The sequence below is a fragment of the Streptomyces sp. NPDC053542 genome, assembly GCF_044544685.1.
Classification (GTDB): Bacteria; Actinomycetota; Actinomycetes; order Streptomycetales; family Streptomycetaceae; genus Streptomyces.
Genome location: NZ_JBITXL010000013.1, coordinates 98452 through 112353, shown reverse-complemented (window position 1 = coordinate 112353; position 13902 = coordinate 98452). Strand labels below are relative to the sequence as shown.

Genomic DNA, 13902 nt, shown 5'->3' with positions numbered 1-13902 from the left:
CGAAGGAGTTCCATGACCGAGGCGCGACACCGGCCGCGCGCCGCGCTCGCCATGAGCCAGGACGCCGCCGCGGCCGTCTTCGGCCCGGACGAGACGGCCGCCCTCGCCGCCCTGTGCGACCTGGCACCACCCCCCGTACTTGACGACCTGACCACCGACCGGGCCCGCGCGGTCCTCGCGGAGACGGAGGTGCTGGTCACCGGCTGGGGCTGCCCGCCCGTCGACGCCGCGGTCCTGGCGGCGGCGCCCCGTCTGCGCGCCATCGCGCACTCCGCGGGCAGCGTCCGCCACCACCTCACCGATGCCTGCTGGGACCGCGGCATCGAGGTCTCCTCGGCGGCCGCGGCCAACGCACTGCCGGTGGCCGAGTACACCGTCGCGATGATCCTGCTGGCGAACAAACGCGTCCTGGAGCGCGCCCGCGACTACCGCGCCACCCGCAGCCGCGACGCCTGGCTGCGCACCGACCGCTCGGTGGGCAACTACCGGAATACCGTGGGCATTTGCTCGGCCTCGCTGATCGGGCGCCGGGTGATCGAGCTGCTGCGCCCGTACGACCTCCAGGTCCTGCTCTACGACCCGTACGTGTCCGAGGCGGAGGCCGCGGCGCTGGGGGTGACGGGCGTCGGTCTTGAGCAGTTGTTCGCCGCGAGCGATGTGGTCAGCGTGCACACGCCGCTGCTGCCCGCCACCCGCGGGCTGGTCAGCCGCGAGCTGATCGGCCGGCTGCGCCCCGGCGCCACCCTGCTCAACACCTCCCGCGGTGCCGTCGTGGACCAGGACGCGCTCACCGACGCGGTGACCTCGGGCCGCATCCACGCCGTCCTGGACGTCACCGAACCCGAGCTGCTGCCCCCCGACCACCCGCTGTGGGACTGCGACAACGCCCTGCTGACCCCGCATCTGGCGGGCTCCCAGGGCAACGAATGGCGCCGGCTCGCCGATCTGACGGTGAGTGAGGTGGCCCGGTGGGCCGCCGGCGACGGCTTCGCCCATCCCGTACACCGCGAAAGGCTGGCATTCCTGGCATGACCGAGCTGACCGACTCTCAGCTGGCCCTTCAACTCCCGTCGGACGACCGTGTGTTGAGCCCGCACACCGGCTACACCCGTGCGCACTGGGAGGCCGCCGCCGACGGGCTGGTACGCGCCGCCCTGCGCTGGGCCACGCCCGGCGGGGCGCTGCTGGACCTCCCCGGGCGGCCCTCCCGGTCCGGCGTGCGCTCCGACGGCCTGGAGGGGTACGCGCGCACGTTCCTCGCCGCGGCGTTCCGCGTCGCGGGCGCGGGCGGTGCCGACCCGCACGGCTTCCTGCCCCGGTACGCCGACGGGCTCGCCGCCGGCACCCGCACGCCGGGCCGCGCGGACACCGAGTCCTGGCCGCTGATCCTCGACCACCACATCCAGGGCCAGCCGATGGTGGAGTCCGCCTCGGTCGCGCTCGGCCTGCGGCTGACCCGCCCGTGGCTGTGGGACCGCCTCGACACCGGCGTACAGGACCGCACCGAGGAGTGGCTGCGCGGCGCACTGCGGCACACCCCCGCACCCAACAACTGGTACCTCTTCGCCGTCACCGTCGCCGGCTTCCTGGAGTCGGTCGGCCGCGGCGACGCGGAGACCCGCCGGGCCATCGACCGCGGACTGCGGCTGCTGGAGACGTGGTACCGCGGCGACGGCTGGTACGCGGACGGCGACGGCCGCGCCTTTGACCACTACAACGGCTGGGCCCTGCACCTCTACCCGGTACTCCATGCCCACCTGGCGGGCGACAAGGGTCTGCTGGACCTGTACGGGCCCCGGCTGAGCGAGCACTTGGAGAGCTACGCACTCTTCTTCGGCGGCGACGGCGCTCCGCTCCACTTCGGCCGCTCGCTGACCTACCGTTTCGCCGCGTCGGCGGCAGTGGGACTCGGTGCGCTCACCGGCCGCACTCCCCTCGCGCCGGGCGTCTCCCGGCGGCTGCTCAGCGGCGCCCTGCGCTACTTCGTCACCCGCGGCGGGGTGGGCGCCGCCGACGGACTGCTCAGCCTGGGCTGGCACGGACCGCACGAGCCCACCTGCCAGACGTACTCCGGGCCCGGCTCCCCGTACTGGGCCTCCAAGGCGTTCGTCGCGCTCCTCGCCCCCGTCGACGATCCGCTGTGGACGGCCACCGAGGAGGCGGCCCCCGTCGAGGCCGCCGACCGGGTGCTGGCGCTCCCCGCGCCCGGCCTGCTCGTCCAGACCACCGCGGCCGACGGCCTCGCCCGGCTGCACAACCACGGCAGCGACCACGTCCGCCCGCACGAGGGCGACAACGCCGCCGCGCACGACGTGCTCTACGGCCGCTTCGCCTATTCGACGGGCACGGGTCCGACCTCCTCCGCCAACGCCCCCGACAACCATCTCGCGATCGAGCTCGCCGGCCGCTCCTCGGTACGCTGCCGTATCCACCCCCTGGGCGCCGGCGGCGACAACGACGTGGCCTGGGCGGCCTCCTGGCACCGCCCGGTGTTCACCGCGGGCCCGCCGATGGTGCCGGGCCTGGAGGTGCGGAGCGTGACGGTGGCCCGCGGCCGGTACGAACTGAGAGTGCATCAGGTCGTGGGCGTCCCGCACGGCGCCCGCATACACCTGACGGGCTGGGCGACGCCCCCGGACGGGGCCCCGCACTCCCAGCTCCACGGCCTGCACGGCTGGACGGAGCACGACGAGGTACGCGCCCCGCAGGGCACGGCCTTCACCCCCTGGGCGGTACTCCCCCGCCTCAGCACCGCCCCCGTCGAGGACGCCGACGCAACGGTGCTCGTGGCGGCCCTCGCCTCCCTCACCGCCACGGCGGAGGCGACGCCCCTGACCGATGTCGCCACCGTGCTCTCGGCGAACACCGAGGAGGTCCGCATCCGCTGGACCACCGACGACTCGGTCACCCGGATCACTTTCACAACGACAACGACTGTGGAACACGGGTGAGTGGCCGTGCATTCTCGTGCAGCCGCGACGGACCCCCTTCTGCCGACGGTGAACACCGGCCCGGCCTGGCTGGACGGTCACTACCGTCCAGCCTCATGACCATCACCACACGTACGGTCGAATACCCGGCCGATGCCCTCACGATGATCGGGCACCTCGCGCTCCCCGCCGGTGACGACCACCGGCCCGCAGTCCTGATCGGGCCCGAGGGGATGGGGCTCAGCGACGTCGAGCGCCGCCGCGCCGGTGCCCTGGCTGAGCTGGGATACGTGGCGCTGGCCTTTGACCTCCACGGCGGGCGCTACTTGGACGACCCCGAGGACATGCTGGCCCGTTGCATGCCGCTGCTCGCAGACCCCGACCGGATGCGCGGGATCGGCCACGCGGCACTGGAGGTGCTGCGCGCCGAACCGCGGACCGACCGCGACCGGATCGCCGCCATCGGCTACGGCACCGGCGGCGCGATTGCGCTGGAACTCGGGCGTGACGGCGTCGACTTGCGCGCGATCGGTACGGTCAACGCACTGACCACGGGCCGACCGGGCGAGGCGGCACGCATTCGCTGCCCCGTGTGGGCCGGGGTCGGATCGGAAGACCCGATCATGCCGCCCGCGCAACGGGACGCGTTCACCGCCGAGATGCAGGACGCGGGTGTCGACTGGCGGTGCGTGGTCTACGGCGGGGCCCTGCACGCCTTCCACCACCCACCGGTCGACCACCCCACACCCCCGGGCGTCGGCTACCACCCACGACACGCACAGCGGGCCTGGCGCGACATCGTCGATCTGCTCGCCGAATGCCTGCCCGTAACAGAGTGATCAGATCGGTGGTCTGTGCGATCCGGTGCACTGACCCCGGAACACTGGCCGACGGTCACACCGCGACCGGGGCCTTGATGGCCGGATGGTGCTGGTAGTCCAGCACCTCCACGTCACCGTAGGCGTAGTCGAAAAGCGAGTCGGCCCGGCGCAGGCGCAGCGAGGGAAACTCGAACGGGGTACGGGAGAGCTGTTCGGTGACCTGCTCGACGTGATTGTCGTAGATGTGACAGTCGCCGCCGGTCCAGATGAAGTCGCCCGGCTCGAGGCCGGCCTGCTGCGCCACCATGTGCGTGAGCAGGGCATAACTGGCGATGTTGAACGGGACGCCGAGGAACAGGTCCGCGCTGCGTTGGTACAGCTGGCAGGAGAGCCTGCCGTCGGCGACGTAGAACTGGAAGAAGGCGTGGCAGGGCGCGAGCGCCATCTTGTCCAGCTCGCCGACGTTCCAGGCGGAGACGATCATGCGGCGGGAGTCCGGGTCGCGGCGCAGGGTGTCGAGGACCTCGCTGAGCTGGTCGATGTGCCGGCCGTCCGGGGTGGGCCAGGAGCGCCACTGCACGCCGTAGACCGGGCCGAGGTCGCCGTTCGCGTCGGCCCACTCGTCCCAGATGGTGACACCGTGCTCCCGCAGCCAGCCGACGTTCGAGTCGCCGCGCAGGAACCACAGCAGCTCGTACACGATGGACTTCAGATGCACCTTTTTGGTGGTGACCAGCGGAAACCCCTGCGCGAGGTCATACCGCAGCTGGTGCCCGAAGACACTTCGGGTGCCGGTGCCCGTCCGGTCGGCCTTCGCCGCCCCGGAGCCGAGCACCAGCCGCAACAGGTCTTCGTACTGGGTATCCGCCACAGTCGTCGAGTCTACGGGCGAGGTTGCCTCACGCGTAACTGTAACTACTAGTATGTACGCTCCATCGGACAGGGGAGCTTCACATGCCATTCGTACGCATCGACGCGTTGGGGACCGACAGCGAGCGGCTCGACGCGCTCGGCCGCGCCGTGCACGACGCGCTGGTCGAGACCATCGGCTTCCCGCCCGACGACCTGTTCCAGGTCCTGACCGGTCATGACGGCGTCAACAGCACACTGCGCTACGGCGGTTACCTCGGCATCCGGCGCGACGACGGGATCGTGTACGTCGCGATCACGATGCGTTCCGGGCGCGCCCCGGAGCAGAAGCGGGCGCTGTACCGGCGGATCGCCGAACTCGCCCACGCCTACGCGGGGACCGAGCCGCGGAACGTCTTCATCACCTTGACCGAGAACGAGTCGGTCGACTGGTCCTTCGGGCACGGGGTGGCGCAGTACGCGCCAGGGGCCGCTGACACACTGTGAGGCCGTCCCCGGGCAGTGGCAGTGACAGTGGCAGTGACAGGGAGTGGAGCGGCACGTGACTACGGCGATTACTGAAATCGAGACCTACGGCGTCGAACGCATACCGGATGAGGACCGGGACGCGCGTCCGCTGGATCTCTTCCGGCTGGCGTTCTGCGGTGCCAATACCTTCGCGACCTGTGTGCTCGGGGCCTTTCCCGTACTCTTCGGGCTGTCCTTTCTGCAGGGGCTCGCGGCGACCGTGCTCGGGCTGGTCGCCGGGGCGCTGCTGCTCGCTCCCATGGCGCTGTTCGGGCCGGTCAACGGCACGAACAACGCCGTGTCCTCGTCCGCGCACCTGGGGGTGCACGGGCGGATCGTCGGGTCCTTTCTCTCGCTTCTCACCGCCGTCGCGTTCTTCTCGATTTCGGTGTGGTCGTCGGGCGACGCGCTCGTCGGCGGCGCGCACCGGCTCGCCGGGGTCCCCGAGTCGGGGCCGGCGTACGGCCTCGCGTACGCGCTCTTCGGTGGCCTCGTGCTCATCGTCTGCCTCTACGGCTTCCGCTTCATGCTGCTGGTCAACAAGGTGGCGGTGGTGGCGGCTTCGGCGATGTTCGTCCTCGGTGCGTTCGCGTTCGCCGGTGACTTCGACCCCGGTTACGCGGGCTCCTTCGCCTCGACCGGTGACCCGTTGTTCTGGCCCTCGTTCGTCGGTGCCGCGCTGATCGTGCTGTCCAACCCGGTCTCCTTCGGTGCGTTCCTCGGCGACTGGTCCCGCTACATCCCCGCCGGGACCCCGCGCCGCCGGGTGATGGGCGCCGCGTTCCTCGCCCAGCTGGCCACGCTGCTGCCGTTCGTCTTCGGCCTGGCCACCGCGTCGGTCATCGCGGAGAAGGCCGCACGGTACGTCGACCCGGCGGCACCCAACTACGTCGGCGGTCTCCTCGCCGTCTCGCCCGGCTGGTACTTCCTGCCGCTCTGCCTGATCGCCCTGATCGGCGGGCTGTCGACCGGCACGACGGCGCTGTACGGGACGGGGCTGGACTTCTCCAGCGTCTTCCCGCGCTTCAGCCGGGTGCAGGCCACGCTGTTCATCGGGGTGCTGTCGATCGCGTTCATCTTCGCCGGCCGCTTCGCGCTGAATCTGACCCAGTCCATCTCCACGTTCGCGACGCTGATCATCACCTGCACCGCACCCTGGATGGTCGTGATGATCCTCGGTTATGTGACCCGTCGCGGCTGGTACGACGCCGATGCCATTCAGGTCTTCAACCGCCGTCAGCGGGGCGGCCGTTACTGGTTCACGCACGGCTGGAACTGGCGCGCCATGGCCGCCTGGCTGCTCTCCGCCGCCGTGGGGCTGCTTTTCACCAACCTGCCCGGCCAGTTCGTCGGCCCGCTCGGCGGCCTCGCGGGCGGTGCCGACATCTCGCTGCCCGTCGGCCTCGTACTGGCCGCGGTGAGCTATCTCCTCCTGCTCGCCGCCTTCCCCGAACCGCGTGCGGTGTACGGGCCGGACGGGCCCCGGTTCGTCCGCGCTTCGGCGGCCGAGGTACCACCGATCACCGGCGACGCAGCACACGATGCGACCTACACTCTGCGGTCATGATCACCACCTCTACCACCGCGACACCGTCCGCCGGAGACGCCCATCCCCCGCTCTTCGACACCATGTCGACCATGCGGGCCATGCGCCGCCTGAAGCCCGATCCCGTACCGGACGAGCTGTTGGAACGGCTCATACAGGCCGCCGTCTGGGGCCCCAGCGGCGGCAACATGCAGCGGTACGAGTACGTCCTCGTCACCGACCCCGACGTCATGGCGCGGCTGGCGCCGCTGTGGCAGCGGTGCGTGGACGCCTATCTGGCCACCACGGGGAAGCACGCGCCCGAGGGGATGGACGAGGCCGCGTACGGCCGCATGGTCGCGGCCATCGAGTACCAGCGCGACCACTTCGCGGAGACTCCCGCCCTGATGATCCCCTGTTACCGGATGCCCGAGCAGCAGCCGGACGAGGCGGGGCTGCGGGCTTCCGCGCAGGCGCTGGGCGCGGACGCGGTGCAGGAACTGGCGCGGATCCAGCCGCGCTTCACCGCTCTCGCGGAAGGCTCGTGCGTCTATCCGGGCGTACAGAACCTGCTGCTCGCCGCGCGCGGGCTCGGCCTGGCCGCCAACATCACCATCTGGCACCTGATGCTGGAGGCGGAGTGGAAGCAGACGCTGGGCATCCCGGACGACATGCGCACCTTCGCCGCGATTCCGGTGGGGTGGCCCGTCGGCACCTTCGGCCCGGTACGGCGCCGCCCCGTCTCCGAGGTCATCCACCGCAACGCCTGGTGACCGTTCCTGAAGGCGCACCAGTCCCGCCCGGGTCCCGTCTTTCTGCCTCTCACCTGTGTTGTTCCTAGACTGGCCAGGTGGAGGACATCGACGCGATGGCAGTGTTGCAGGACCCGGTGCGGCGCCGCCTGTACGAGTACGTGGCGGGGCAGGGCCGTGAGGTCGGGCGCAACGAGGCCGCCGAGGCGGCCGGTGTGGCGCGCACGCTCGCCGCGCATCATCTGGACAAGCTGGCCGAGGCCGGGCTGCTGGAGAGCGGCAGCCGCCGTCTGACGGGCCGCTCGGGGCCGGGCGCCGGCCGGCCCGCCAAGGTGTACACGCGGGCGCGGGCCGAGCGGTCGGTGTCGCTGCCGCCGCGCGGCTACCGCACCGCCGCCGAACTGCTCGCCGAGGCCGCCGAGCAGCCCGGGCTGGACGCCGGGCTCTGCGCGGCCGCGCGCCGCCGGGGCGAGGCCCTGCGCGGCTCGGCGGCGCCCTGCGGCGGCCTCGAAGAGGCCATGGAGCTGCTGGCCGCCCGCGGTTACGAACCCCACCTGGCCTTCAGGCCGCGCCGCCGACGCAGCCCGGGCAGGCCGCCCAGAGCGCGCGGCCGACGCCGGCCGGGAACGCGGCGGCGATATAGGTCCATTGTGACCCGACCACACTCCGAACTACTCGGCACACCAAGTCTTTTAAACCTTTGGGTCTCTGGGGTGACGTGCTCGATCATGAGTGAATGACTGCCTTCTACCATGTGTGCTTCGTGGTCCCGGACATCGAGCAGGCGATGCAGGATTTTCAGCGTGCGGCCGGGGTCAAGTGGAGTGATCCTCTGTCCGACCGGCTCGGTGAGTGGGACTACCGCATCGTCTTCACCGCAGGCGGGCCGCCCTTCATCGAGCTCATCGAAGGGCCGCCGGACAGCCCCTGGGACGCATCCGAGGGAGCCAGGTTCGATCACATCGGCTTCTGGACCAGCGACGTGCGGCACGGTTCCCGGCGTCTGGAAGAAGAGGGCATGCCCGTGGACTTCTCCGGCTGTCCCTATGGCCGACCGTTCGCCTATCACCAGATGGACAGCATCGGCGCCCGGATCGAACTCGTTGACGTCGGCAGGCAGGCCGGCTTCCTCAATGGCTGGCATCCGGGCGGGAAGCCCATGCCCGCCATCGACGAGACGTCCGGAAGCTGAGAACGGCCCGGTGACCTCACCGGTCGGCCTCACCGCGCTCCGGCGGGGGTGAGCCGACTCACTCCCCCGCCGGGCCCCGGTCACTCGCCCCGTACAGACTGTTAGGTGTAACATGCATCTATATGAGTGAGGTCAAGGCATGGTGCTCCGCCATCCAGCACAGCTTTCGGGCGGGGCTGAAGATGGAACGCGTACTTTCGGATCCCTGGGCGATCGGCCGGGCCGTACTCGCCGTCGTCGCAGCCTCCGTCGTCGGATGGCTGCTCGACGACCCGCTGGCCTGGGCCATGATGACGGTCGGGGCCTTCATCTGCGGGATCGGCACGCTGCTGGCGCCGGTCCGGCACCGGGCGGTGAACGCGCTCGTCCTCGGCGTGGGCTTCAGCCTCGCCACGCTGATCGGCGTGTACCTCAACCCGATGGGCTGGTGGTTCCTGATCGTGCTGGCCGTCGCGTCCTACGTCGCCGGGCTGTGGCGCGCGCTGGGCGTGGCCCCCGGCATCCGCGCCTGCCTGGTCACGATCGGCCTCATGATCACCGCGGACCTCTCCCCCGGCATCCCGGCCGGGCTGACCATGGTCCAGTGGATCGCGGCCGGTTCCGGGATGGTCTTCGTCGCCCAGCTGCTGCCCCCGTACGGCCGTCGCCACCCCGCGCAGCGCAAGGCGGTGGCCGCGCTGTACCGGAGTCTGGCGAGCACCGCGCGGGCCGCCGAGCCCGCCGGGTACCTCTCCTCCGCGCCCTTCACGGCGGCCCGCTCGGCCCTCGATCTGCTGCCGGCGTTCGCCCGCCCCGCCGCGGCCCCGCTCTTCGGGCTGCTCTCGGAGGCGGAGGGCATCCGGCGGGCGCTCCACTTCCTGCCCCGGACGGCGCGCGTGCCGCGCAACGCGATCGCCGAGGCGCTCGACGCGGTCGCCGGTACGGTACTGACCGCCCGGCGCCAGGACACCGACCCCGAGGCGCTGCGACTGCTCGACTCCTGGCGCGGCCCCGAGGCCGACGCGCTGCTCCCCCGCCTCCGGGAGGCGGCGCGGCTGGCCGACCACTGGCTCCAGGCTCGCGGCCCCGAGGGGCTGGACCAGGTACTGGACGCCTTCCCCACCGAGAGCGCGCTGCGCTCCGGATGGCGCCGGCTCTCCGCCGAGATGCGCCCGGGCGCCCCACTCTTCCGGCACGCCATCCGCATCGCGGTCGGCACCGCGGCCGGTGAGGCGGCGGGCCGCGCGTTCGGCGACTTCTGGGGCCACGCCCTGCCCGACCACGGCTTCTGGGCGGCGCTCACCACGATGCTCGTACTGTTCCCCGACTACGGGCACACCTTCGCGCGCGGCTGGAGCCGGCCGATCGGCTCGATCCTCGGCGGGATCGTGGCGTGGGTGGTGCTGCTGCCCGGCGGGTGGACCGCCGGGGGCCTGGTGATCGGCGCTTCGGTCCTCGCGGCCTGCGTCTTCCTGACGCTCCGCGTCGGCCAGCTCGTACTGAACTTCTTCATCACCGCCTGGATCGTCTTCCTCATCAGCCGGCTCGGCTCGGCCCCCGACCTGATCGAGTGGGGCCGCCCCGCGGACACCCTGGTGGGCGCGCTGCTCGGCCTGGTCGTCTTCGTGGTGATCCCCACGTACCACCACCACCGCACGCACGAGCTGCTGGCCGACTGGCTGCGGGTGCAGCGGCGGCTGCTGCCGATGCTGGTCACCGGGTACGCCGAGGCCGGCGCCGTGGACCCGGCCGGGATCGATGTGCTGCGCCGGCAGTCCCGGCAGGCCAGGGAGCGGCTGGACGGCGCGATCGCCAGCCTGGATCACGAGCCGCGCCGGCACCGCGCCCGGTGGACCACCGGGGAACTGGCCGGCATCCAGCGGTCGGTGTACGAGATCACCCAGTGCGCCGCGCTGCTGTACGACGGGCTGCCGGGCGGGCCGGCGGACGCCGTGCCGGAGACCGCCGAGTTCGCCGCGGTCCTCGACCAGCACCTGGCCGAGCTGGCCGAGGTCGTGGCCGCGAAGGGCCGGCCGTACCCCGGCGTCCTGCGCGCCGCCTTCGACGCGACGGCCGCCCGCAGCGGGCTCGCCGACCTGGTCGACCGCACCGCGCCCGACGGCGTCGCGCACGCCCGTGGCCGTGCCCTCACGCTCTGCCTGCACACCGTGACGGCCGTCGAAGAGCTGGTCTCCCGGCTGGCCTCCGGGCCGAAGAGCACTGCGGAGGCCGACACGGCAGCCGACGCGGAGACCGGTCGAGCGGCCGGGGCGCGGGTCCCCGCAGCGAGCCGGTAGGACGCCGTACGCGGCCATGAGCCCTGATGTCGTACGCGACCATGAGCCCGGATGCCGTACGCCAACACCGCCCATACTCAAGGGAGTTGACCCATCCATGACCGCGACCACCGAGCACGCCCAGCGGCTCACCCAGCGCATCGAGGCAGCCGTCGCCACCCCGGCGACCGATGACGTCTTTGACGTGCAGGCGGCCTTCGCCGAGGTGCTGGCAGGCATCGGCATGCGCCCGGAGGACACCGGGGGCGAGGTCACCTTCCTCGGCGCCGACCCGGTCGTGCCGAGCACCCTGCGGCTGGGCGGGGCGGCCGCCATCGCGCTCGCCGCCAAGTCCGCCGCCATCGCCAAGCTGTGGCGGCTGCGCGGCGGCGCCGGGCAGGACATCACCGTGGACCTGCGGAGCGCGCCGCATCGGCTGTGCCCGTTCTACGACCGCAAGTGGGAGCTGCTGAACGGCTATCCGCCGGCCTCCTCGTCCAATGTGAACCAGGCGCTCGGCTTCTCCTTCTACCCGACCGCCGACGGGCGCTGGGTGATGCCGCTGAACCCCTACCCCGGCATCAAGGTGGCCGCACAGAAGCTGCTGGACGTGCCGGACGACCCGGAGGCCGTGGCCCGGGCGATCGCCAAGTGGAACGCCGCCGACCTGGAGCAGGCCGCCGTCGAGGCCGGGGTCGTGCTGCCCGTACTCCGTTCCCCGCTGGAGATGCTCGACGAGCCGCAGTACCGCGATCACCTCGCGCACATGCCGCTGGTCCAGATCGAGAAGATCGGTGACAGCCCGGCCGAGCCCCTGCCGGAGGGCGGCGAGCAGCCCCTGTCGGGCATCCGGGCACTGGGCATGGGACATGTGATCGCCGGTGCGGGCGCGGGCCGCGCGCTGGCGCTGCACGGTGCCGACGTACTCAACATCTGGCGGCCGGGCGAGCACGAGCACGACGCGACGTACACCACGGCCAACGTCGGCGTCCGCTCCGCCACCGTCGACCCGCGCTCCCCCGACGGCTCGGCGCGGCTGCGCGAACTACTGCGCGGAGCCGACGTGTTCTACGCCAATCGCCGCCCCGGCTACCTGGAGAGCATCGGGCTGGGTCCGGAGCAGGCCGCCGAGGCGCGCCCCGGCATCATCCACGCGACGGCCACCCTCAACGGCCCCACCGGCCCCTGGGCGGACCGGGTCGGCTTCGACCAGACGGCGGGCAGCCTGGTCGGCATGATGCACCTGGAGGGCGACGGGGAGCGGCCGGGCCTGCCGCCGATCCTGGTGGTCAACGACTACATCGTCTCCTGGCTGATGGCCGCCGGTGTCAGCGAGGCGCTGGCCCGACGGGCGCGCGAGGGCGGCAGTTACCGGGTGCATGTCTCGCTGACCCGCGCCGCGCTGTGGATCCTCAGCCTCGGTGTCTTCGACAAGGCGTATGCGGCCGAGGTCGCCGGCACCGGTGAGGCGCACGCCTACCTCGACCCGGAGACCTTCACGGCCGAGACCCCGCTCGGTACCTACCAGGGCGTCACCGATCAGGTACGGATGTCCGGTACTCCGGGCCGTTACCCCTTCACCCTCGTCGCGCGCGGCTCGTCCCGGCCGGAGTGGCTCGGGGCCTGAGAGCCCGCCTGAACCCCGGCCGGGCGCCCTTGGCGAGAACCGGCCCCAGCCGGAACGCACCGTGCTTCGCTCGCCTCCTCATCGATGAGCGGGGAGCGGGCCGCCCGCCGCGCAGGCGCCGCCGGGCGGCCCGGCCCCGGACGTCTCAATGTGTGGGAGTGATGGGTGCATGGGGCTGACCAGCCAGGCGCTCGAATACGCGGTGGTGGTGGCCGCCGTGCTCTGTGTGGTCCTCACGGTGTGGGGCTGGCCCCGGCTGGCCGGGCGCGGTCTCCGGGCCGTGCTGGGCCGGCTCGCCGCCATCGCCGTCACCCAGCTCGCGCTCGTCTGCGCGCTGGCCCTGGGCGTCAACTCGGCCTTCGAGTTCTACGGTTCGTGGGACGAGCTGCTCGGACGCAACGAGCAGGCGCCGGTTTCGGTCATCCGGCACGGCGGCCGGGACGTGGCCGCCGGCGTGCGGGGCGGGCTGGTGCAGGCGGCCGGGCCGCAGGGGCTGGACCGGGTGACGGGGCTGCCCGCCGGGCCGCCGGAGAAGGCCGGCAGGGTGGAGTCCGTACGGATCATGGGGCGCCGCACCAGGGTGGTGAATCCGGCCTTCGTCTATCTGCCGCCGCAGTACTTCCAACGCCAGTTCCGCCGCCAGCGGTTCCCCGTCATCGTCACGATCAGCGGCTATCCCGGCGGCATCATGAACCTCGCGCAGTACCTCCGCGTGCCGCAGACCGCGGGGCGGCTGATCGCCCGGCACAAGATGCCGCCGACCGTCGTGGTGATGATCCGGCCGACCGTCGCGCCGCCGCGGGACACCCAGTGCGTGGACGTGCCCGGCGGGCCGCAGGCCGAGACGTTCTTCACCAGGGACCTGCCGGACGCCCTGAAGTCGGCCTACCGCGTCGGCCACGACCCCAGCGCCTGGGGAGCGCTCGGGTACTCCTCCGGCGGCACCTGCGCCCTCGAACTCGCCCTGCGCAACCCCGGTGTGTACACCTCGGCGGCCGCGCTGTCCGCCGACTACCGCATCGAGGACGACCTGACCACCGGCAGCCTCTTCGGCTCCGGGCCCAAGGCCGCACAGCGCCGGCGCGAACACGACCTGCTCTGGCGGCTGAAGCACCTCCCGGCGCCGCGGATCTCCGTGCTGGTGGCCAGCAGCCGGCAGGGCGAGCCGGACTACGCCGACACGATGCGGTTCGTGCGCGCGGCGAAACCGCCGATGACCGTCGACTCGATCATCCTGCCCCGGGGCAGCCACCACTTCACGACCTGGCGACAGGAGATCACGCCCGCGATGCGGTGGATGGGCGGCGAGCTGACCTTCCCGCAGGACGTGGCGCCCAAGCCGCGGAAGAGCGTGCGGCCGTCGCCGTGACCCTTGACAACGGCATTGGTCTGAACCATTTTTAGCGCAGAACGCAGACACGGT

General features: G+C 72.0%; 12 protein-coding genes. 11 read left to right on the top strand and 1 reads right to left on the bottom strand.

What is annotated here, in order from left to right:
• The first annotated feature begins 12 nt into the window (after positions 1-12).
• The 3 genes from ACIGXO_RS31185 (at position 13) to ACIGXO_RS31175 (ending at position 3769) form a co-directional block, all read left to right on the top strand.
• Entirely contained in the window at positions 13-1032 is a 1020-nt protein-coding gene (locus ACIGXO_RS31185; RefSeq protein ID WP_399793551.1) for a hydroxyacid dehydrogenase, read from the top strand.
• Positions 1029-2951, top strand: a complete 1923-nt coding sequence (locus ACIGXO_RS31180) for a DUF2264 domain-containing protein (RefSeq protein ID WP_399793549.1) — start codon at positions 1029-1031, stop codon at positions 2949-2951. Before ACIGXO_RS31185 ends, ACIGXO_RS31180 begins: the two co-directional genes overlap by 4 nt.
• A 95-nt stretch (positions 2952-3046) precedes the next feature.
• The gene (locus tag ACIGXO_RS31175; RefSeq protein WP_399793547.1) at positions 3047-3769 is read left to right on the top strand and encodes a dienelactone hydrolase family protein; all 723 of its coding nucleotides are present in this window, start codon (positions 3047-3049) and stop codon (positions 3767-3769) included.
• 55 nt (positions 3770-3824) lie between these two features.
• Here ACIGXO_RS31175 and ACIGXO_RS31170 read toward each other — a convergent pair whose 3' ends face one another.
• Complete coding sequence (locus tag ACIGXO_RS31170) at positions 3825-4622, bottom strand: thymidylate synthase (protein ID WP_399793545.1); 798 nt, start codon at positions 4620-4622, stop codon at positions 3825-3827.
• Positions 4623-4705: 83 nt separating this feature from the next.
• Between ACIGXO_RS31170 and ACIGXO_RS31165 the strand changes: the two genes are divergently transcribed.
• The 8 genes from ACIGXO_RS31165 to ACIGXO_RS31130 all read left to right on the top strand — a co-directional run bounded on the left by ACIGXO_RS31165 (position 4706) and on the right by ACIGXO_RS31130 (position 13848).
• Positions 4706-5107 carry a tautomerase family protein gene (locus tag ACIGXO_RS31165; protein WP_399793542.1) on the top strand — a complete coding sequence of 134 codons (402 nt, stop codon included), beginning with the start codon at positions 4706-4708 and terminating at the stop codon, positions 5105-5107.
• 55 nt (positions 5108-5162) lie between these two features.
• A complete protein-coding gene (locus ACIGXO_RS31160) occupies positions 5163-6695 on the top strand; it encodes a purine-cytosine permease family protein (protein ID WP_399793540.1) in 1533 nt (510 codons plus the stop codon).
• Complete coding sequence (locus tag ACIGXO_RS31155; protein WP_399793538.1) at positions 6692-7426, top strand: nitroreductase family protein; 735 nt, start codon at positions 6692-6694, stop codon at positions 7424-7426. The genes ACIGXO_RS31160 and ACIGXO_RS31155 overlap by 4 nt, the downstream gene beginning before the upstream one ends.
• Before the next feature lie 77 nt (positions 7427-7503).
• Positions 7504-8145, top strand: coding sequence for a helix-turn-helix domain-containing protein (locus ACIGXO_RS31150; protein WP_399793535.1), 642 nt, complete (start codon positions 7504-7506; stop codon positions 8143-8145).
• Entirely contained in the window at positions 8142-8597 is a 456-nt protein-coding gene (locus tag ACIGXO_RS31145) for a VOC family protein (RefSeq protein WP_399793533.1), read from the top strand. The genes ACIGXO_RS31150 and ACIGXO_RS31145 overlap by 4 nt, the downstream gene beginning before the upstream one ends.
• Before the next feature lie 122 nt (positions 8598-8719).
• A complete protein-coding gene (locus ACIGXO_RS31140; protein WP_399793531.1) occupies positions 8720-10873 on the top strand; it encodes an FUSC family protein in 2154 nt (717 codons plus the stop codon).
• Positions 10874-10970: 97 nt separating this feature from the next.
• Positions 10971-12479: a CoA transferase gene (locus ACIGXO_RS31135; RefSeq protein WP_399793529.1), complete on the top strand. Its 1509-nt coding sequence runs from the start codon at positions 10971-10973 to the stop codon at positions 12477-12479.
• A 169-nt stretch (positions 12480-12648) separates the two neighbouring features.
• On the top strand, positions 12649-13848 hold the full coding sequence (locus ACIGXO_RS31130) for an alpha/beta hydrolase (RefSeq protein ID WP_399793527.1): 1200 nt from the start codon (positions 12649-12651) through the stop codon (positions 13846-13848).
• Positions 13849-13902 lie beyond the last annotated feature (54 nt).